Origin of the sequence: Psychrobacter sp. 1U1 (assembly GCF_051847535.1) — a bacterium.
Classification (GTDB): Bacteria; Pseudomonadota; Gammaproteobacteria; order Pseudomonadales; family Moraxellaceae; genus Psychrobacter; species Psychrobacter saeujeotis.
In genome coordinates this window covers 1-21,011 of sequence record NZ_JBPYDD010000011.1, presented here as the reverse complement: position 1 = coordinate 21,011, position 21,011 = coordinate 1, and the positions used below count along the sequence as shown (strand labels likewise).

At 44.2% G+C, this 21,011-nt stretch carries 12 protein-coding genes and 1 pseudogene; 11 read left to right on the top strand and 2 right to left on the bottom strand.

The features are described 5' to 3' along the window. Nucleotides 1-94: 94 nt before the first annotated feature. On the bottom strand, nt 95-2,704 hold the full coding sequence (locus tag ACS8FB_RS13190) for a penicillin-binding protein 1A (RefSeq protein ID WP_439263564.1): 2,610 nt from the start codon (nt 2,702-2,704) through the stop codon (nt 95-97). 191 nt (nt 2,705-2,895) lie between these two features. Here ACS8FB_RS13190 and ACS8FB_RS13185 point away from each other — a divergent pair, with 191 nt between their 5' ends. The 11 genes and pseudogenes from ACS8FB_RS13185 to ACS8FB_RS13135 all read left to right on the top strand — a co-directional run bounded on the left by ACS8FB_RS13185 (nt 2,896) and on the right by ACS8FB_RS13135 (nt 20,070). Beyond that, on the top strand, nt 2,896-3,951 hold the full coding sequence (locus tag ACS8FB_RS13185; protein ID WP_439263562.1) for a pilus assembly protein PilM: 1,056 nt from the start codon (nt 2,896-2,898) through the stop codon (nt 3,949-3,951). Further along, nucleotides 3,951-4,601 (top strand): PilN domain-containing protein, encoded by a 651-nt coding sequence (locus ACS8FB_RS13180; RefSeq protein ID WP_299217919.1) that lies wholly within the window; start codon nt 3,951-3,953, stop codon nt 4,599-4,601. The genes ACS8FB_RS13185 and ACS8FB_RS13180 overlap by 1 nt, the downstream gene beginning before the upstream one ends. Continuing rightward, a complete protein-coding gene (locus ACS8FB_RS13175; protein ID WP_439263560.1) occupies nt 4,598-5,314 on the top strand; it encodes a type IV pilus inner membrane component PilO in 717 nt (238 codons plus the stop codon). Before ACS8FB_RS13180 ends, ACS8FB_RS13175 begins: the two co-directional genes overlap by 4 nt. Before the next feature lies 1 nt (nt 5,315). Beyond that, complete coding sequence (locus ACS8FB_RS13170) at nt 5,316-5,849, top strand: pilus assembly protein PilP (RefSeq protein WP_439263558.1); 534 nt, start codon at nt 5,316-5,318, stop codon at nt 5,847-5,849. Nucleotides 5,850-5,876: 27 nt separating this feature from the next. Then, nucleotides 5,877-8,270 (top strand): type IV pilus secretin PilQ, encoded by a 2,394-nt coding sequence (pilQ, locus tag ACS8FB_RS13165; protein WP_439263556.1) that lies wholly within the window; start codon nt 5,877-5,879, stop codon nt 8,268-8,270. A 167-nt stretch (nt 8,271-8,437) separates the two neighbouring features. Continuing rightward, a pseudogene (aroK, locus tag ACS8FB_RS13160) lies at nt 8,438-8,983 on the top strand (shikimate kinase AroK); the annotation flags it as partial. A gap of 159 nt (nt 8,984-9,142) precedes the next feature. Continuing rightward, on the top strand, nt 9,143-10,225 hold the full coding sequence (gene aroB, locus ACS8FB_RS13155) for a 3-dehydroquinate synthase (protein ID WP_439263554.1): 1,083 nt from the start codon (nt 9,143-9,145) through the stop codon (nt 10,223-10,225). 92 nt (nt 10,226-10,317) lie between these two features. Beyond that, a complete protein-coding gene (locus tag ACS8FB_RS13150; RefSeq protein WP_439263553.1) occupies nt 10,318-11,415 on the top strand; it encodes a hypothetical protein in 1,098 nt (365 codons plus the stop codon). A 941-nt stretch (nt 11,416-12,356) separates the two neighbouring features. Next, nucleotides 12,357-16,820 carry a glutamate synthase large subunit gene (gene gltB / locus ACS8FB_RS13145; protein ID WP_439263551.1) on the top strand — a complete coding sequence of 1,488 codons (4,464 nt, stop codon included), beginning with the start codon at nt 12,357-12,359 and terminating at the stop codon, nt 16,818-16,820. Between the two features lie 178 nt (nt 16,821-16,998). Next, nucleotides 16,999-18,420, top strand: coding sequence for an FAD-dependent oxidoreductase (locus ACS8FB_RS13140; RefSeq protein WP_299217906.1), 1,422 nt, complete (start codon nt 16,999-17,001; stop codon nt 18,418-18,420). 414 nt (nt 18,421-18,834) lie between these two features. Continuing rightward, nucleotides 18,835-20,070: an FUSC family protein gene (locus tag ACS8FB_RS13135; RefSeq protein WP_439263549.1), complete on the top strand. Its 1,236-nt coding sequence runs from the start codon at nt 18,835-18,837 to the stop codon at nt 20,068-20,070. A gap of 90 nt (nt 20,071-20,160) precedes the next feature. On the opposite strand, the gene ACS8FB_RS13130 is transcribed toward ACS8FB_RS13135, so the two are convergent. Next, nucleotides 20,161-21,011, bottom strand: an 851-nt coding sequence (locus ACS8FB_RS13130) for an extracellular solute-binding protein (protein ID WP_439263547.1), incomplete at its 5' end; no start/stop codon positions are given.

The following is a 21,011-nucleotide window of genomic DNA, read 5'->3' as shown; positions in this document are numbered from 1 at the left end:
GTTTAATATTTAGATATCCAACGTTAAAAAGCTTGCTCAATATTCATTGAACAAGCTTTTTAGTATTTTCATGATCAGCAAAACGACAACCAACTTATTCTGGCATAGGGGGCATACGTTTTGCTGGCGTTACTGATAATGGATTTTGAGGAACACTGTCGTTATTTCCACTTTCTTCTATTTCAATCGGTTCAGGAGCCTTACGCTGCTGCGGTTTAGGTGCCACTGGTTTTGCAACATTGTCAATCTTTTGGTTTTCATCATCAGGATCGACAATCCCATCATCAGTCATCTCTAGAATACGCTGTTGTTGCTTTTTGGATTTGGCACGATTGTTGATCGAAACCCATTGGTAAGGTTGATCTTTTAGTTGTACCTTCATAAAGTCCATCCATACTGGTAGCGCTGCGACGCCTCCATATTCACGTCGCCCTAATGTCGATGGTTGATCAAAGCCCATCCAGACCACAGTGGCACTGGTTGGATGAAACCCTGCAAACCAAGCGTCTTTGGCTTCATTGGTAGTGCCCGTTTTACCACCAATATCGCTACGACCCAAAGCTTTTGCACGTACCGCTGTACCGCGCTGCACAACATCGCGCAAAATATCAGCCATCTCAAAAGCAACTCTTGGCTTTAAGATACGCGGTGCTTGGCTTGCATGTAGGTATTGTACTGCAGGTGCTTTTAGACGATCTGCTTGTGGACTGGCATCATAGATACTTAAATTACTAGTATCGACTGCTTGCTCAGTTTCTTCTTCTAAATTATCAGTATTTACTAACTCATCATTAGAGTTGTCATCTTCGTCTTTAAGCGACTGATTATACTCTTCAACCAGTTTGGCATTAAGGCTGTCGACTTGTTCATTAAAACACAATGCGCACGCTTGCTGTGGATTTGCTTGAAACAACAATTTATTGTCATAATTGTAGATTTGTTCAATAAAATAAGGTTGAACACGGTGCCCGCCATTGGCGAAACTTGCATAAGCAGTGGCCATTTGTAACGGCGTTGCCTGTCCAGTACCAAGCGCTAACGATAAGGTCGTTGGTAGCTTTTCTTTATCCAGCCCAAACTGATCTAGTAAATTGCGTGTATCTGAGATGCCAATGGCTTGTAGCAAACGTATAGAGACTAAGTTGCGTGACAGGTATAGACCACGGCGCAAGGTAATGTCACCTAAAAAACGTTGATCGGAGTTTTTGGGTTTCCATTCACCTACTTGGATAGGGCGATCTGAAACAATACTATCTGAGCGATAGCCTTTTTCTAGGGCAGCTGTATAAACCAGTGGCTTAATCGTTGAACCTGGTTGACGCCAACCCTGCAGTGCACGATTAAACTTACTGTGATTAAAGTCAAAGCCGCCAACTAGGGCGTTGACTGCCCCTGTATCAGGATTTAGCGAAACCAGACTGCCTTGTACATCTGGTATCTGTGCCAGTTTCCAACCACCATTATTAGTCGGTACCAAGCGAATAATATCATTCTCATTCACAATTTGTTTAGCGTTACTTGGGTAATAGCCAATACGATTCGCTGAAAAATACTTACGTGCCCAGCTCATACCTGACCAGTTAACCGTAACGTTTTCACCAGATGGCATTGTGGCTTCAAAGCTACGTGAGTTAACTTTAGTGACTTTAGCTGGATACATACCGCCATAACGTCGAAAGTCTTCTAAAGGCTCATCATTTGCTTCTGCACCTCGCCAGCCATGGCGATGATCATAGGCTATTAGCCCTTTCGATATAGCTGCTTCAGCCGCTTGTTGTGCCTCACTATCGACAGTAAGGCGAACGCGCCAGCCTCCGTTAACCACTTGTTCACCATAGCGATTGACCAAGGCATAACGTGTCATTTCTGCCAGATAAGGCATGTTGACATCAAGCTTTTCTTGATAAAGTTTTAGACCGATAGGGGCACTTATAGCTTCGCTATGCTCAGCATCACTGATATAACCAAGCTCATGCATGCGACCAATAATCCAGTTACGGCGGGTAAGTGCACGATCAGGGTTGGCGACAGGATTATACTTTGATGGCGCTTTAGGTAAGCCTGCCAGCATAGCCATTTCAGCAACGGTCAGACTCTCCAAAGACTTACTATAATATTTTTTGGCTGCTGCACGTATACCGTATGCACCTTCTCCAAGATAAATTTTGTTGACATATAACGTCAGGATATCATTTTTACTCAGCTCATCTTCCATTTTACGCGCTAAAAACAGTTCGGTTAACTTTCTGTTTAAAGTACGCTCAGGGCTTAAAAAGTAATTTTTGGCGACCTGCATAGTAATAGTAGAGCCACCTGTCTGACCTTCATCGTCAGTGACCGCTTCGGTAACAGCGCGACCAAGACCTTTAATACTAATACCACTATGTTGAAAGAACGATGAGTCTTCAGCAGCCAAAAAGGCATTGGTCAAATTTTTAGGAATTTCTTCAAAGGTAACTGGAAGCGATAAGCGATTACCATATTGGCCAATAAGCTTGTCATCACTACTATATATTTGCAGTGGCATCTCAAGGCTGGCTGTTTTTATTTCTTGAGTACTGGGTAAGGTTGGCGACAAATACATAGCCATACCGTAGAAGCCAATTGGCACAGTTAATGCAAGGATAATTGCAAGTGCCAGACAGGCAATAACAATCCCCACCAAAAAGTGAACGAGGCGAGCAGTAGCGTTTCTTTTGGTCATAATCAGGCTTATCAAATAAAATTTGCAACAAATATCTCATTATACAGTGAAGAAAACAGACAGGTCATCCTAAAAGTGTAATTTATCCAAACTGAACCGTTAAATGCTTGAATATGTCTGTTAAGTAAAGTATTGTAGTAAATTATTACTGATAACTATCAGAATGTAACTATATATAAGGTAAAACGTCTGTGAGGCTACTTTCTTCTAAGAATCGGCATTTGGTCGGGATAGATATCTGTGCTACCTCCGTAAAGCTAGTTGATATACGACGTCAGCAAGGAATATTTCACCTTAAGTCATATGGAGTTGAGGGGCTGCTACCCGGTACAGTCGTCGATAAACTTATTGTAGATACTGAAGCGGTTGGTGACGCTATCGCTCGTTTGACAAAACGTTGCCAAACGACAAGTGGCAATGGTGCTACAGCTGTCACAGGTTCAGCAGTCATTACCAAGATTATTGATATGGATCGAGGGCTGAGCGATATCGAACGTGAAGCTCAAATACGTTTGGACGCTGATCAGTATATTCCTTACCCACTAGAAGAAGTCAATCTAGACTTTGAAGTACTAGGCCCCTCATTAGTTGATAACAATTTGGTTCAAGTACTACTCGCCGCCTCTAGATCAGAAAATGTTGATCAGCGTGTTGATGCGCTAACTTTCGGTGGCCTAAAAACCAAAATTATGGATATTGAGTCGCACGCGATAGAGCGGGCTTTTGGATTGATGGCAGATAACTTGCCTAATATGCCAGAGCTGGTTGCACTGGTTGATATCGGACACAATCAGACCACCTTATACGTCGCAAAAAATGGTGAATTTGTTTATAGCCGTGAGCAATTATTTGGCGGGTCACAACTAACAGAGGCGATTCAAGATCGCTACGGTTTGTCATTTGAAGAAGCGACGGTCAATAAACGTGAGCGCGCCCTACCTGATGATTATTATCCAGAAATTCTAACGCCCTTTATCGAAAGTACTATCCAGCAAATCACACGCTCTTTGCAGTTTTATTTTTCGTCTAGCCAATACAATAGTATTGATCATGTACTGCTCGCTGGCGGTAGTAGCTCTATTCCAGGTCTGTCAAGTATGGTAGAGCAAAAGCTTGATGTGCCGGTGACGGTAGCTAACCCTTTTATCAACATGACCATAGACCCCTATATAGACAATGAGCAATTAGAAGCTGATGCCCCAAGCTTGCTAGCTGCCTGTGGCCTTGCGTTAAGGAGCTTTGACTAATGGCTCGTATCAACCTATTGCCATGGCGGCAAGAAGAACGCGAACGTAGTAACAAAGAGTTTATTACCTTAGTAGTCGCAGTGACTTTACTGGCCTTATTGTCTGCATTTGCAGCATGGAGTTATTTTAATAACGAGCTTGAAGAACAGCGTGATGCCAATACTCTCATCGAGCAAGAGAATGTACGCTTGGACAAGGTGCTAACCGAAATTGATAGCTTAGAGCAGCGCCGAGAAGAAATTATCTCACGGATGCAAGTGATTCAGGACTTGCAAGGTCGACGTCCAGTACCAGTTCGTTTATGGGACGATATCGCTAAAGCCATACCTTCTGCGCTTTACCTCAATAATCTAAAACGAGAAGGGGAGCTTCTGACCTTAACAGGTCTTGCAGACAATCCAAATGTGGTATCAAGCTTAATCCGTAATTTAGATAGTAGTGAATGGATGGGTAACTCTGCCGTACGCAATATTCAGCAAAATATTACTGCTTATCAGCCAACCATTGCATCAAATGAAACTATCAACTCCGGCGAGAAGTCCCGTCCTATCTATCCTGAAGACAGTTATGTACAGTTTGTTGTCACAACGCAAGTTCAGTCAGAAAGCACCAATAATGATGAGGGCGCAGAGTCTGGAGGTGGGTTGTGAAACTTATCCGTAAAAAAACGTTAATTAAGACTAAAAAGACTGCAGTAAGTAGCAAGAAGCAGTTTAATTTCAACGAGTTTCGCCGCAGCTTTGAGTCTTTAGATACAGAAAACTATGGCAGTTGGCCGACACCCGTTAAAGTGACGGTACTTGCATTTATCGTTGCGTTTATTGCAGCGCTAGCTTGGGCACTACCTATCAGTAGCAAGATTGATGAGATCACTGCTGCCGAAAGCGAGCAACAAACGTTACTTGATAGTTATCGTCAAAAAGAGTCACGAGCACGGCATCTAGAAGCTTACAAAGCTCAAGTAATCCAGATGGAAACTGAATTCAATACCTTACTTGATCAGTTACCTAAAGATACCCGTGTATCGGAGCTGGTAGAGGGTATCAATATGACGGGTGTCGGTAGCAACATTCGCTTTCAAGATATTTCAGTAGAGCCTGAAATAGAAAACGAGTTTTTCATTGAGCAGCCGATTCGCATCGCAGCTTTAGGTGAATATCATCAGTTTGGTAGCTTTATTAGTGGTCTTGCAGCGTTACCACGCATCATTACCATGCATGATTTCGAAGTTAGCAATCCGCAACCGACATTAGAGGCTATACCGGAGTTAAATCTAGTGCTACAAACCAAAACTTATCGATCAAAAGAAGTGGTGGATGAAGTAACCACGTCAGCTACTGACGATACTGCAGAGGCCAACTAGTATGGATATTAGAAAACTCCCAGCCCTGTTTATGTTAAGTATTGCAGCCATATCGTTGACTGGCTGTACCGATCGGATTGGTATGGCAGGTCAGGCAATGAGTGAGATTCGCAACTCGCCTTCGCAGCCAATCGAGCCGCCGCCAGAAGCCAAATTGGTAGAAGATTTTGTATATAGTGCAAGTTTAGTGCGTAGCCCGTTCCTGCCGCCAAGTCTCATCAACGTGCAGGGGCCAAATATACCATCGGATGGTGTGCGTCCTGATATTACACGAATCAAACAGCCACTTGAGCAGTACGATATTGCACAGCTTACTTTTCGTGGCATATTGATCTCTCCTGAAGGTCAACAGTATGCATTGGTTCAACGTCCAGATGGTTCGGTCGCTAACGTTAAAGTAGGTGATTATCTTGGACCAAACGACGGCCGTATTGTTGAAATCACGCCGACCCAGATTAATTTGATTGAAATTGTGCCAGATAGCCGCGCTGGGTTCATTGAAAGACCTCAGTCGTTGGTCTCACCTATAAATTAAGTTGGCAGATTTTTTGAGGAATAAGTAATGACAGTACGCAATAATAGGGTAATGGCAATGAGTAACTGTATGTCTTCTGCCTTTGCAATACCTGCGTTGGCGATTAGTATGATTGCTATTAGTAGCACAGCTTATGCAGTGGAACGCATCGACAATGTCTCTGTGGTACAGACCGCACCTGCGGTAACCCAGCTGCGTTTAGGATTTAATGGCGCGCCAGTACTGCCTGCCGCTTATCAGCTTGATGATCCTAGTCGCTTAGTTCTAGATTTTGAACAAGTGCAAAATGGTTTGGTCAGCCGATTTAGCAATTACAATATTGGTATGGTCAATGATGTCACAACATTGAGTAACGATAGTACCACACGTTTGATTGTGGGATTAAAGCAGAGTGGGGACTATACGACTGCTGTTGATGGCAATGATTTACTCCTGACTATTACTGATCCAAATCGTATAGTTCCTAATAGTCAAACCGTAACGACTGTACCTGTTACTACAGCCTCTAGAGCTTTATCAAAACCAAATACTACTATTGTTAATGATGATGCGCTGACCACGACAGCGATTGTGACGCCTATCGTCGAGACCAGTAGCGCTGGGGTTACCCCTGTCGTTACCGGCTCAGAAGCCATTAAGGTACAAGCGCCTACTGACACGATGGTTGTTCGCGTTAACCCATTATTAGATCCTAGGCTGGCGTCCTCGCAAGTAAGCCAGCAATATAGTTACGACGGTCTGAGTGCCTTGAATTTTACAGCGGAGAATAATGGTGGCGGTAATGTCAGTATTGTGCTCGCCAATGAGGCCATTCCAGTTGATGTACAGCGCCAAGGTAACAAGCTATTAGTACGTATGACTGGTAGCACCGTGCCTCGAAATTTATTACGTCGTTTAAATATTAACAGTGGTCTTGTAGATAGTGTTGATACCAAAAATCAAGGTCAAAGCGGTGTTATTACGATTAACATGACTGGTGACTATGAGTATCAAGCGTATCAGTCAGGCAATCAGCTAAATATCAGTATTAGCAAACCTGAATTATTGCGTGAACCGACGCTTGAAGAAAAGGTCTATAGTGGTGAAGCACTATCTATGGAGTTTCAAGACGTTGAGATTCGTAGCGTACTAGATATCTTAGCGCAGTTTACTGATATGAACATTGTTGCTAGTGACTCCGTTAGTGGCAATATTACACTCCGTCTTATCAATGTGCCGTGGGATCAAGCCCTAGATATTATTCTAAAAAGCAAAAACTTAGATAAGCGTGAAAATGGTAACGTTATACTGATTGCACCTTCAATTGAGCTTGCAGCACAAGAAGCGCAAGAGCTTGAAGCTCAGCAAGCCGTCGAATCCTATGCGCCATTACGCACTGAGTATATACGTTTGAGCTATGCTAAAGCTCAAGATGTGTTCAACCTTATCTCTCAGGGCAGTGGTCCGTCTGGCGGTAGCTCAAACAGTAGTCGCGTAGAAGATAGCAATAGCCTATTGTCCAATCGCGGTACGGTAACGATTGATGAACGTACCAATACGTTAATCGTCAAAGATGTGGCTGATAGTATTGAAAATATTCATAGGCTTATTAGCAAAATCGATATTCCAGTACGTCAAGTGATGATCGAAGCGCGTATTGTGAGTGCCTCTGATAGTTTTAGTAAAGAGATCGGTGTACGCTGGGGTATCTTATCCAATGGTGCAGCCAATAACCGCAACCTACTGGTCGGTGGTAGTAATCAAACCTTGTGGGATTTAAAAGATTTTGATGTTGAGACAACAACAGTCAATGGTCAGACCGTCTCTTATCCTTCCTACGATATCAGTCGTCCTGACAATCTAAACGTTGATTTGGGTGTGGCGAATCCTGCGGGAAGTATTGCTTTTGGTCTACTGGCTATGTCAGATATCATGCTAGATCTAGAGCTGTCAGCATTACAAGCAGACAACCGCGGTGAAGTTATTTCTACTCCTAAGATCTTAACCGCTGATAAACAAACCGCCAAGGTTTCATCTGGTACACAAATTCCTTATCAAGAAGCATCAGCTAGTGGAGCCACCTCTACCAGCTTTAAAGAAGCAGCGTTGAGCTTGGAGGCAACCCCAAATATTACACCTGATGGTAAGATTGGCCTACAGTTAATGATTACCAATGGCACGCCAACTATCATCAATAATCAAGTTGCTATTGCAGAAGACTCTATCTCGACCAACGTGATTGTAGAAGATGGACAAACCATCGTACTTGGTGGTGTTTTCAAAAACCGTGTCTCTAATGGCGTGGATAAAGTGCCATTCTTAGGTGATCTGCCTTATATTGGTCGCGCATTCCGTAAAGATGTCCGTAGCAACGCAAAAGAAGAGCTGCTTATTTTTGTCACACCAAAACTCATTAACGACGGTATTAGCCGTTTGGATTAAATCTGTTTTGTTCATAGGTCACAAGCCATAAAAAAGCGAGCCCAAGTGCTTGCTTTTTTATGGTCTATCATTTAATAAAATCTAATTTTACTGATAATAAACTCAGCTCATTACTAGCCAGAATAACGATGACGTTGTATGATAGTTAATTTATCTGAGTGAGTGCTATGTTGGAGGAATTGCCATCGGTATTCTTAGTTGGGCCGATGGGAGCGGGTAAGACCACTATTGGCCGGTTGCTTGCTAAGCAGCTAGGACGAGAGTTTATGGACAGTGACTGGTATATCGAGTCACAAACAGGTGCCGATATTGCTTGGATATTTGCAAAAGAAGGCGAGGTGGGGTTTCGAGCACGTGAGACACGAGCAATTGACGAGTTGACTCAGCGTCAGCATATCGTCCTTGCAACAGGTGGCGGCGCTGTCATGAGCGCTGACAATCGAAAGTTTCTGCATCAGCGCGGTATCGTGGTTTATTTGAACGCACCCGTAGAGGTACAAATGGCTCGCACTGCTAAAGACAAGTCGCGCCCATTATTGCAACAACCCAATCCCAGAAAAATACTACAAGATTTGTATAGCACTCGCGATCCATTGTATCGACAAGTGGCACACATTGTATTGCCAACTGGTCATACCTATCCTCGTCATATGGTCAATCAGTTATTACAGCAGTTGAAGACTTTTTTGGTGGCTGCAAGCACAGATTTAGAGTCAACAACACTAAAAGAGCAGGTAACAACCGATATCCAAACACAAGACACAGACGACAAAATACAAACGTCTTCAACGCCAAAGCCGCTTATAGATTAAAAATGCTTTATGCCATCTGGTAATGAGCCACAAATGGACATATCAAATATAGGAAATTTTATGGCAGCGCCACTATTTAACGCAAAGTTGACCGTTCATACTCAAAGCCATGATTATCCGATAGCTATTGTCGAGCAGTGCGATATGGCCATAAGCATTGTGCCTTATATTAATGGTCAGCAAGTATTGATTGTGACTAATGATACCGTTGCGCCTTTATATTTGCAGCGGTTGCAAGAGCAGTTAGCAGAATCATTTACCGTCGCTGTCTGCGTACTTCCTGATGGTGAGCAATATAAAAACCAAGATAGCATCAATCAAATTTATGATGCCTTGATGGCTCAGCATTTTAATCGTGATGTAACCTTAGTTGCTCTTGGGGGCGGTGTCATCGGTGATATGACTGGGTTTGCAGCAGCAAGTTTTATGCGCGGCGTGGATTTTATTCAAATCCCGACCACCTTATTGTCGCAAGTAGATTCAAGTGTTGGCGGCAAAACTGGTATCAATCATGCGCAAGGTAAAAACATGATTGGCGCTTTTTGGCAGCCGAAAATGGTGCTGGCTGATATGAGCACCCTCAAAACTTTACCTGCGCGTGAACTATCGGCAGGATTGGCTGAAGTCATCAAATATGCGTTGATCATGGATATTGAGTTTTTAGAGTGGCTTGAAACAAATCTACCTGCCATGATGCAACTGGATCTGGCAGTACTTGGAGCGGCTGTAAAGCGTTGTTGTGAGTATAAAGCGGCCGTAGTGGCGCAAGATGAAAGAGAAGCTGGTATGCGAGCGTTGCTCAATTTTGGTCATACTTTCGGCCATGTGATTGAGACTCACGAAGGTTACGGTAGTTGGCTCCATGGCGAAGCTGTTGCCGCTGGTATGGTGCAAGCGGCTCAGCTATCACAAATGATGGGCTGGCTAGGTGAAGCTGATGTGGCGCGGATCAAGCGTGTATTGATACTTGCTAACTTACCAATTGACCCACCACCTATCAATGTCGATACGGCTTTAGAGCTTATGGGGCATGATAAAAAGGTGAAAGGCGGACAAATTCGTCTAATTTTGTTAAAATCAATAGGACAAGCGGTGTTAACAGATGATTTTGATACGCAGCTACTTAACGATGTTTTATCATAGACTATACTTATCACTATAACATGAGTCGTTAGATAGCTGAGTCGCTATAGTTTACTAACATGCTTCACCCTATTTTCCCCAAGGAAACACCCATGGTCTCATCGAGCTCAACGACTCGTTCAAAACATACGTCATATCGCAGGCAGGCTTTAATGTGGCTGATGATGACTTTGCTTTTAGGGGTCTTGACCGCCCTGCTTTGGATGTTTAGTCAGACTCCCGCTATCGGTGCCAAAATTGAAAACGCGCCAATAGCAGCGCCAGAAGCCCTCAGTACTGAGCTGGCACAACCCTTGTCTGTTGAAGCGTTACATGAGCTTGATAATGACGTTCAACCGATCAACTTTGAAGATACCATCCGTGATTTGCGCAACTATCCTGATGAGTTTAAAGACAAGCGTTATTTGCTAGCCAATAAAGGTAAATGGACTGTACAAGTCATGAACGTAGCAGAGAACGAAGTCATTACCAGTTATCTGGAAGGCCGTGATGATCGTAAGAGGTTTTCATACTTTCGTTACCGTGATGATAATAATCAACTGCGTTATATGCTGACTTATGGACTAATGAGTAGTCCGCAAGAAGCAGTAGGCGCAGCTAAATTGGTTGATTTTGGATTACCAGCTGACGTACGTGTGCTGCCAGAAGAGATCAGCCGTTATGTCGGTATCGTCGACAATTATGAGCGTCCTGGACCCATCAAAGACTTAAGTACGAGACGTTCAAGATCTGTCAGATTGCAGCCGACTGAACGTGAGGTACCAGCTCGCAAGGCAGATGAAGGCTTGGCAAGCAATGAAGCTGGGAATGGTAATCAAACGGCAAACAATGGCACTGTTGAGAGCATTCGTCAATCAGAGGATACCTCTGCAACGTTGGCAGTGAACGAAGAGCGTACTGTGATTACCGAAGATGAAGGCCGTGCCTCATCAACCACCGCTAAAAAAGAAGATAATGCGCGTAGTTCTGGGTCGGAAGACAAAAGCTTACCAGTGGTTCCTACGCCAAAACCGCCAACTGCGCCAGACAGCAGTGAGAAAAACAGCTCAAGTTCAGCCTCAGCTAATAAAAGCGCCAGTAACGAAACCGTGAAAAACCCAAATGCTGGGTCGGCAAAAAACGATAGCGCTGGAGTAGCTAAAAACAAAGACGATAGCATCAAAGAGCTCATCGAAGAAAAAACTGACTAGCACTTTACCAGCTGATTAGCGCTGCCTTTATCGCTAGTTGCTGTGCCTGCAAGACGTAAGTTTTGCAGGCTTTTTCATGCCGATTTACTAAATGGTTTACTAAGTAGCATCGGAGAGCCGCTATGCTTTTGAAAACTGGTTACCAGTAATCGTTCAATCATGAGTATAAGCCCTTTTAAAATCATAAGAGTTTAAAGAAAAGAAAAAATAACTCAGCAGTATTTTATGAAGATTTTAATATAGCTAATTACGTGTTCTAATACTAAAAGTTTGAAACAACTCTCGATACCATAATTAAATGAATTAATAAAAAAGACTAGATTTTTCTATAATCATTAACTAATATGAATATGGGTGACACTTTGTAGAGTTACTGTAAAGCAGCTATTTCGGTTGGCCTCTGTTTCATGCTGTTGTTGCAAGCTTTTATGGTAGCGTCGTCGCTTCAAGCGTATTGACTGACCATTTGCATTAAGTTTATTAAGAATGGTAGTACAAATCCTCTTATCCTCTTCCTTCCTAGGGTTGTTAAGACGCTTGAATGTAAAGTGTCTGATATTCAAACTCAATTGAAAACCGTGTTATCAGGCTTTCAGTCAGTTGTTGATCGATATATGTGTCATATTGATGCTTATAACTAAAAGCTTTAAATAGCTGCCAAGCAAAGAACAACGTGCTAATACTTTAACGATTAGCTTTTTATCGACGCTCTTATCTTGCTTCTATTAATGCTTAGCAGCCGTCTATTTAGTGGTCTGTCTTAAATAAATGCGACAGTGATGAGTATTTTGTCACTTTCAACGCGCTAAAACCTATTGTTAATCGCATCATTTATTTATCCGGAAATATGAGTATTTATCATTAACCCGTTCTGCCTACGGCATTTAGCCTATGTTCTGCATTGGATACATAGGCTGCCCGTTCACTTAAAAGGACTAGCCATGTCAATGATTTCCTCCCATACGCATTTGGCCACGCCAGATGACTTCTCTGATAACTGTGGTTTTGGTTTGATTGCTCATATTGAGGGTCAAGCCAGCCACAATCTGGTAAAGACTGCTATTCATAGCTTAAGTTGTATGACCCATCGCGGTGGTGTTGCTGCCGATGGTAGAACTGGTGATGGTTGTGGTCTATTGTTAGCAACGCCTACGGAGTTCTTTCAGCAGATTGCCACTGAGCAGCAGCTTGTACTTAATGACAATTTTGCTGTCGGTATGGTCTTTGTTAACGTAGATAATGATAAAGCTCAGTATAGTCAACAAATACTCTCCGAAGAGATCACTGCGCAAGGCCTAGATGTAGTAGGCTGGCGTGATGTACCACTCGACTTAAGTATCGTCGGTGAGATTGGCCGTGAGACATTACCTGATTTTAAGCAAGTGTTTGTCAATGCACCTGATGATCTGGTCGCAGATGATTTTAACCGTAAGTTGTTTGTCGCTCGTAAAAAAGCAGAGCAGCGCTTGGCTGATGACGAGCTGTTTTATGTGTGCTCATTAAGTTGCCAAACTATCATTTATAAAGGGCTTGTGATGCCCTCAGATCTGCCAGCGTTCTTTCTAGACTTACAAGATGAGCGTTTGGCGTCCCATATTGTCGTTTTCCATCAGCGCTTTTCAACCAACACCCTGCCGCGTTGGCCACTCGCGCAGCCATTTCGCTATCTTGCCCACAATGGCGAGCTTAACACCATTACGGGTAACCGTAATTGGTCAGAAGCACGTACGCCAAAGCTAAAATCAGAAAAGTTGCCGAACCTGAATGAGTTGTCGCCATTAGTCAACCGTACAGGTTCAGACTCATCAAGCTTAGACAATATGCTTGAGGTGCTGATGTCAGGCGGTATGAATCTGTTTCATGCCATGTCGATACTTGTGCCACCAGCTTGGCAAAATGTCGATAGCATGGATATGGACTTGCGTGCATTTTATGAGTTTTATTCGCAGCATATGGAAGCGTGGGATGGGCCAGCAGGTCTGGTGATTCAAGATGGGCGCTATGCGGTCTGTATGCTCGATCGTAATGGTCTGCGACCCTCACGTTGGGTGACGACTAAGAATGGCTATATCACGGTGGCCTCTGAAGTGGGCGTTTGGGATTATGATCCCAAAGATGTATTAGCAAAAGGACGCGTAGGCCCAGGTCAGATGCTGGTTATCGATACATTGACTGGTCAAATCTTAGATACTAAAGCTATTGCCACCTTACTTAAAAAGGCTCATCCTTATCGCAAGTGGCTGCGTGAAGAAGCGAAACGTATCCGCGATGATGAGCGTTTAGAAGAAGAGCTAGCAGCGCAAGCATGCCGCGGTGATAAGTTAAAAGCTCTGCAAAAAATGTATCACATTACCAATGAAGAGCGTACTGAAATCATTCGTCCCAATGCCGAAAATGGTCAAGAGCCAGTCGGTTCGATGGGTGATGATACGCCAATGGCGGTGTTATCGCAGCAAATTCGCCATGTTGGAGATTTCTTTCGTCAGCAGTTTGCACAAGTAACCAACCCGCCGATTGATCCCCTGCGTGAGTCAATCGTCATGTCGCTGCAAACGTGTCTTGGTGCTCAAACCAACGTATTTGCGCCATCAGAAAAAGACGCGCATCGCATTATCTTATCGTCGCCAGTATTATCAGCCAGCAAAATGCGGCAGCTTGAAACCTTGGATGATCCAGCGTTTCAGATGGCACGTATTGATCTAAACTATGATCGTACGTTAGAGCTGTCTGAGGCTATCAACGCTATTTGCGAAGAAGTGGCACGCGCTATCCGTACTGGTCATACCTTGATTGTATTGTCCGATAAGAATATCGCTGCAGATAAAGTACCAGCGAACGCCATTATGGTAACTGGTGCGGTGCATCATTACTTGATTGCTCAAGGTATCCGTACTGATGCCAACTTAATCATCGAGACTGGTCTGGCACGTGACTCACATCAAGTAGCAGTATTGATAGGCTTTGGTGCAACTTGCGTTTATCCATACCTAGCCTATGATGTCATTGATGATTTGGTCGCAACAGGGGAGTTGCTTGGCGATCCGATTCAAGCACGGGTTAACTTTCGAAAAGGCTTGGATAAAGGTTTACTAAAAATATTATCAAAAATGGGCATCTCTACCATTGTCTCTTATCGCGGCGCACAATTATTTGAAGCCGTTGGTCTTTCAGAGGAGGTAGTGGGCTTATGCTTTAAAGGCGTACAAAGCCGTATTAAGGGAGCTACCTTTACCGATCTGGCAGCAGACCAAGCGCAATTGGCGGCCAATGCTTTTAAACGTCGCGCGCCACTGGATCAAGGGGGTTTACTAAAATTCGTCTTCAATAAAGAATATCACGCCTTTAATCCTGATGTGATTAATAGCTTACATACGGCCGTACGTACGGGCGATTATGACAATTATCGTAATTATGCCGATTTGGTCAATAGCCGTCCGGTTGCAACCTTACGTGATTTGTTGCAACTCAAAACGGATAACAGTATCGATGTCAATGAAGTTGAAGATACAGCAAAGATTTTGACGCGTTTTGACTCGGCTGGCATGTCGCTTGGCGCGCTATCACCCGAGGCGCATGAATCAATCGCTATGGCGATGAATACCATTGGCGGACGCTCAAATTCAGGGGAGGGCGGTGAGGATCCCACTCGTTATGGTACCCTACGCAACTCAAAAATCAAACAAGTCGCCTCTGGTCGTTTTGGGGTCACGCCTGCCTATTTGCGTTCAGCAGAAGTCATGCAAATTAAAGTTGCGCAAGGTGCAAAACCTGGCGAGGGTGGTCAGCTGCCAGGCGGAAAGGTCAATGCTTTGATTGCCCGCCTGCGTTACTCTGTGCCTGGAGTGACACTCATCTCACCGCCGCCGCATCATGATATTTATTCTATCGAAGATCTTGCCCAGCTTATTTTTGATTTAAAACAAGTCAATCCAGATGCCTTGGTCTCAGTTAAATTAGTTTCGCGTCCAGGCGTTGGTACCATTGCGACAGGTGTAGCAAAAGCTTATGCCGATTTGATTACCATCTCAGGGTATGATGGCGGTACCGCAGCCTCGCCACTGTCCTCTATTCACCATGCAGGCTCGCCATGGGAGCTAGGGTTAGCTGAGACGCATCAGTCGCTACGCGTCAATGGTCTGCGCGATAAAGTACGCGTGCAAACTGATGGTGGCCTCAAAACAGGCCTTGATGTGGTCAAAGCCGCTATTCTTGGAGCAGAAAGCTTTGGTTTTGGTACCACACCGATGATTGCAGTTGGCTGTAAGTACTTGCGAATTTGTCATCTTAATAACTGTCCGACAGGGGTTGCCACGCAAAAAGCTAAGCTGCGTGACGAGCACTTTATTGGTGAAGCTGAGATGCTTATCAATTTTTTCAAATTTGTGGCCACTGAAACGCGCGAATGGCTCGCCGCTCTTGGCGTACGTAGCATGGAAGAGCTGGTCGGGCGTACAGATTTGCTTGACGTATTAGAGGGCAATACTGACAAACAGCGTCATCTTGACTTGACGCCGTTACTATTTAGTCATCCTGCCAGTAGTGGCAAAGCGCAAACTTGTCAGGTTGAGCGTAATGAGCCGTTCGATAAAGGCTTACTGGCTGAGCAGATGATTAGTGATATGCTGATTAATATCCGTAAAGGTAGTGGTGGTGATTATAGCTATTATGTCGGCAACTGTGATCGCTCTATTGGCGCCCGTATCTCCGGTGAGATTGCACAAGTCTGGGGCAATCTTGGCATGAGTGACATGCCTATTAAGCTGCATCTAACAGGTACTGCAGGGCAAAGCTTAGGCGTTTGGAATGCAGGCGGCTTGCATATTGAGCTTGAAGGTGATGCCAACGATTACGTCGGTAAAGGCATGGCAGGCGGCGAGATTGTGATTTATCCGCCAAAAGACTCAAACTTTAGCGCACAAGAAACCGCTATTATCGGCAATACGTGTCTGTATGGTGCGACAGGTGGCAAGCTCTATGCAGCAGGCACAGCAGGTGAGCGTTTTGGGGTACGTAACTCTGGCGCTCATGCCGTCATCGAAGGCACGGGCGATCATTGCTGCGAATATATGACAGGCGGTATCGTCACGATTCTTGGTCGTACAGGACTTAATTTCGGAGCAGGTATGACAGGCGGGTTTGCTTATGTACTTGATATGGATGGCGACTTTTTTGATCGCTGCAATCATGAGCTGATTGACCTAAACCGTATCTCAAGTGAACAGACTGAAGAACATCGTATCCATTTGCAGCAGGTTATTGAAGTACACGTGGAGAAGACAGGTAGTGCGTGGGGTCAGACAATATTGGCTGACTTTGAACACTATGTTCGCAAGGTGTATTTGGTTAAACCCAAAGCGGCGAATATTGCAACACTGCTTAAAACCACCACAGCCGATCCACAGTAATTTGCTGTTTATTGATCTGCTAAGGTTTAAGTAAACATTTAAGAGATTACCTCTCACTGCGCTAATATTGTAGGTAGGTAAGTGACAGTATCGCTAGGTCTCTTGACCTAATATAAATGGTATAAGCCAACTGTCACTACCCACTATAGAAGAGCCCCATATAGAAGAGTAAGTCATTATGGCAAAACGCTTAGATAATAGTTTTCAGTTTTTAGAAGTACCACGGGTTGAGCCGAATAAAAAAGACATTGCGACGCGCTCAACAGAGTTTGTCGAAATTTACAAACCATTTGAGAGTGAGTCGGTGGCCGAGCAGTCCCATCGTTGTCTTGAATGCGGCAACCCCTACTGTGAGTGGAAATGTCCAGTACACAATTACATCCCTAATTGGCTTAAACTTGCCACCGAAGGGCAGATATTCCAAGCGGCAGAATTGTGTCATCGTACTAACACTTTGCCAGAGGTCTGCGGGCGCGTCTGTCCACAAGACCGCTTATGCGAAGGTGCCTGTACATTGAATGATGGTTTTGGCGCTGTGACTATCGGTAATGTCGAAAAGTACATTAACGATACCGCCTTTGCGCTTGGCTGGCGTCCAGATATGTCAGATGTCGTCTGGACAGATAAAAAGGTTGCCATTATTGGTGCAGGCCCTGCTGGTCTTGGCTGTGCCGACATTTTGGTAAGAAATGGTGTCAAACCAGTCGTCTTTGACAAACGCCCTGAGATTGGCGGCTTACTGACCTTTGGTATTCCAGAGTTTAAGATGGAAAAAGACGTCATGCGCAACCGCCGTGTTATTTTTGAAGGTATGGGTATCGAGTTTCGCCTTGAGACAGAAATCGGAACTGATGTCAGTATTGATGAGCTGTTGAGTGATTATGATGCGGTATTTATGGGTATGGGTACATACACTTATATGCGTGGCGGCTTCGCTGGTGAGGAGCTGGACGGTGTCTATGATGCACTAGATTATCTCATTGCCAACGTTAACCGTTGTAACGATTGGGAAAAAGATGCCGACGAATATATCGACCTAAAAGGCAAAAAAGTCGTCATATTAGGCGGCGGTGATACGGCTATGGACTGTAATCGCACCAGTATCCGTCAGGGTGCAGAGCAGGTCGTCTGTGCCTATCGCCGCGATGAAGAAAACATGCCCGGCTCGCGTCGTGAGGTCGTTAATGCGCGTGAAGAAGGGGTTGAGTTTTTGTTTAACCGCCAACCAACCGAAATTATCGGCTTAAATGGTAAAGTGAACGCGGTAAAAGTTGTCACGACCCATCTGGGTGCACCAGACAATCGTGGTCGCCGTCGCCCAGAGCCGATTCCTAACTCTGAAGAGATTATTCCTTGCGATGCGGTCATTATGGCCTTTGGCTTCCGTCCTAGTCCTATGGAGTGGTTTGAGACGCAGCAAGTGGCGCTAGACCCTACAGGACGCGTCGTCGCTTTAGAAGAGCAAACCTATAAGTACCAAACGCAAAATCCTAAGATTTTTGCTGGAGGTGATATGGTACGCGGTTCTGATTTGGTCGTGACCGCCATCTGGGATGGTCGCCAAGCGGCTGAAGGTATTTTGGACTACTTAGAAGTATAGTGTTTAAAGCAAGTGCTCTCTTTAAAAATGCGATAAGTATTGAAGAGTGAGTACATCAGTTTTGTCTATTTTGTACTCGCGCGCTTTGACCTTTAACGTCTTTTGTCTTTTAATAGATGAAAGGCGTTATTTTTTGCTGGTGAGTGAATAGTTATAGTTAATTCACTCCAAAAATGTTATGGCAAAGCTGATATAAATTTTTGTAGCCTCTGTCTGCGCAGGCACAGCAAGCAAGAAAATTTCTAACGGCTTTGCCTACAGATAAAATACATGACACTTTTAGTTAGTATTGGCTATATTAAATAGTAGCTGTCCGATTAATGGCTACGTAGTCAATCATCATCTAATAAGTGCTGTCTATTGATGTTTTTCATTATTGTTATATTTTCTATTTTATAAAAAGAGTGATTCCAAGTGAAACCGACCTTTTGGCAACGATTTACCGCCCCACTTGTTGAGCCTTATGCGCGTTATCAACATGCTGACGTATTGCACGCGATACGTTTGGGCACAGCGGTGCTGACTGCGCTATTATTGAATGAGGTCACCAATCTGCCACATGGAGAGTGGACCACCATTACGGTGTTTGTCATTTTGGGTTTATTACAATACCAAGGTGCAATTTATACCAAAGCCAAAGAGCGCATATTGGGTACCTTGCTTGGTGTGGGCGTCGGGCTTGGGTTTTTGTGGTTAAGTGAAGACATCGGTACGTGGATGTGGATATACTATCTACTTATCGGCATCATCAGCGGTATCATTGGGTATGTTGCGGTTAAACAGTTGGGTTATATTGGTCTATTAACGGGTATTACCATGCTGATGATTGTTTCAAGTCCTGACCAAAGCAGTATCGGTCAAGATGGTCTGTACCGTGCCTTTAATATTTTGCTGGGCGCTGGCGTGGCGGTGGCGGCGACCTTAGTTTTACCCCTCAAGTCTACTTTGATGTGGCGTTTTTTGCTGGCAAGCAATCTTGAGACCTGCGGTAATCTATATGCCGGAGTCGGCAACCATATTGATGCTGACATTCTAGTACCCAAACCATTCAAATACACTAAGAGCACCAGCTCAGCAAGTTTGATTTATCCTACCAGTAGCTCTGTCCCTGATATCCCAGTCAACAAAGCATTGGTTAAGGCGCTACAAAAAATCAATAAGCGACTGTTGGCAGTACGCCCGCACATTGCTGCGACAGAAAGAGAGTCGGGCATTGATAAAGAGACTTTAGAGACGATTCAGCGTACGCATCGAAATATCATCGGAACGATTGATTTATTATTAAGCGCCGCACCGCGCTTGGCTAATATTGAGATAGATGATGAGAATCATACCCTATTGATTCATTATCAGCATGAGCTGACCCAAGCTATGCTACACATGGCAGCAGTGCTGCGTAGCCCAAGTGATGAGGTGTTTCGGCCGATCACACGTATTACCGTATCAGATTATCCAAGTGTGCAAAACTTAGGGTTTGAATGGCAAGGTTATTTTTGGTTGACCCAAACTTTGCAAGTGCAATTACAGCGGCTTAGCGATTTATTACAGACCACCAAACCGCAATGGTTTGCAGCCTCCGGTCTTCGTTACCAGCGCCGCGAACAACGCCGAATTGAGAATAAAGGCGGCAAGACTGATCTACATCTATAAAAAAACGCTGACCCTTTAGAGTCAGCGTTTTTATATGCGTATGTAACCGATTAGAGGCTTGGGTTAATCGTTAAATAGAACGAAGTTGAATTAACGACCAGTTTTGAGCTTATCCCAATATTGCTGATAGACTTGCAGCGCTTCATCGCCCACATCTTCTTGGAACTCAGCCTTTGCCAGTACTTCCTTACTTGGATAAATGGCTGGATTGTTTTGGACGCTTTTGTCCATCAGTTCACGCGCCGCCATGTTTGGTGAAGCATAACCAATCTCTTCACTAACAATCTTGGCATTTTCAGGACGCAATAAGTAATCAATAAACTTGTGTGCCGCATCAACCTGCTTGGCGTTTTTTGGAATAACAAAGTTGTCCATCCAAAGTATTGCACCCTCAGATGGGTATTTATAAACCAAGCTGGTCAGACCTTCATCATTGGCCATGACCGCTTCGCCATTCCATGTCATACCAAGGGCAGTTTCGCCTTCGATATAGGGCATGCGCGTCGCATCTGAATTAAAGGTTTTGACGTTAGGCATCAAAGTGGTGAGCTTATCATAAGCCGCTTTAATCTCATCAGGATTGCTACTATTGCCTGAGTAACCAAGCGTGAGTAGTGCCATGCCAAACACTTCACGCACATCATTAGTCAGCATCACCTGACCTTTATACTCAGGATTCCACAGATCATTCCAGCTATTAACGGTCGCAGGATCGACGCTATCGCCATTGATGGCAAGCCCAGTGCTACCCCACATATAAGGGATAGAGTACTTGTTTTCAGGATCGACCTTAGTGTTGGTAAATGAGGTATCTAGGTTACTAAAGTTACTAAGTTTTGACTGATCAATCTCTTGTAAAAGACCTTCATTGGCCATTTTTTCGACATAATAAGTAGAAGGTACTGCTAGGTCGTACTGACTAGAGTCGTCAAGCAGTTTGA

Bases quoted from the DNA above. Each gene is read 5' to 3' on its own strand.
- ACS8FB_RS13140 (WP_299217906.1), top strand. From the start codon at position 16,999: ATGGCAAAACGCTTAGATAATAGTTTTCAGTTTTTAGAAGTACCACGG.
- ACS8FB_RS13150 (WP_439263553.1), top strand. From the start codon at position 10,318: ATGGTCTCATCGAGCTCAACGACTCGTTCAAAACATACGTCATATCGC.
- aroB (WP_439263554.1), top strand. From the start codon at position 9,143: ATGGCAGCGCCACTATTTAACGCAAAGTTGACCGTTCATACTCAAAGC.
- ACS8FB_RS13190 (WP_439263564.1), bottom strand. From the start codon at position 2,704: ATGACCAAAAGAAACGCTACTGCTCGCCTCGTTCACTTTTTGGTGGGG.
- gltB (WP_439263551.1), top strand. From the start codon at position 12,357: ATGTCAATGATTTCCTCCCATACGCATTTGGCCACGCCAGATGACTTC.
- pilQ (WP_439263556.1), top strand. From the start codon at position 5,877: ATGACAGTACGCAATAATAGGGTAATGGCAATGAGTAACTGTATGTCT.
- ACS8FB_RS13170 (WP_439263558.1), top strand. From the start codon at position 5,316: ATGGATATTAGAAAACTCCCAGCCCTGTTTATGTTAAGTATTGCAGCC.
- ACS8FB_RS13180 (WP_299217919.1), top strand. From the start codon at position 3,951: ATGGCTCGTATCAACCTATTGCCATGGCGGCAAGAAGAACGCGAACGT.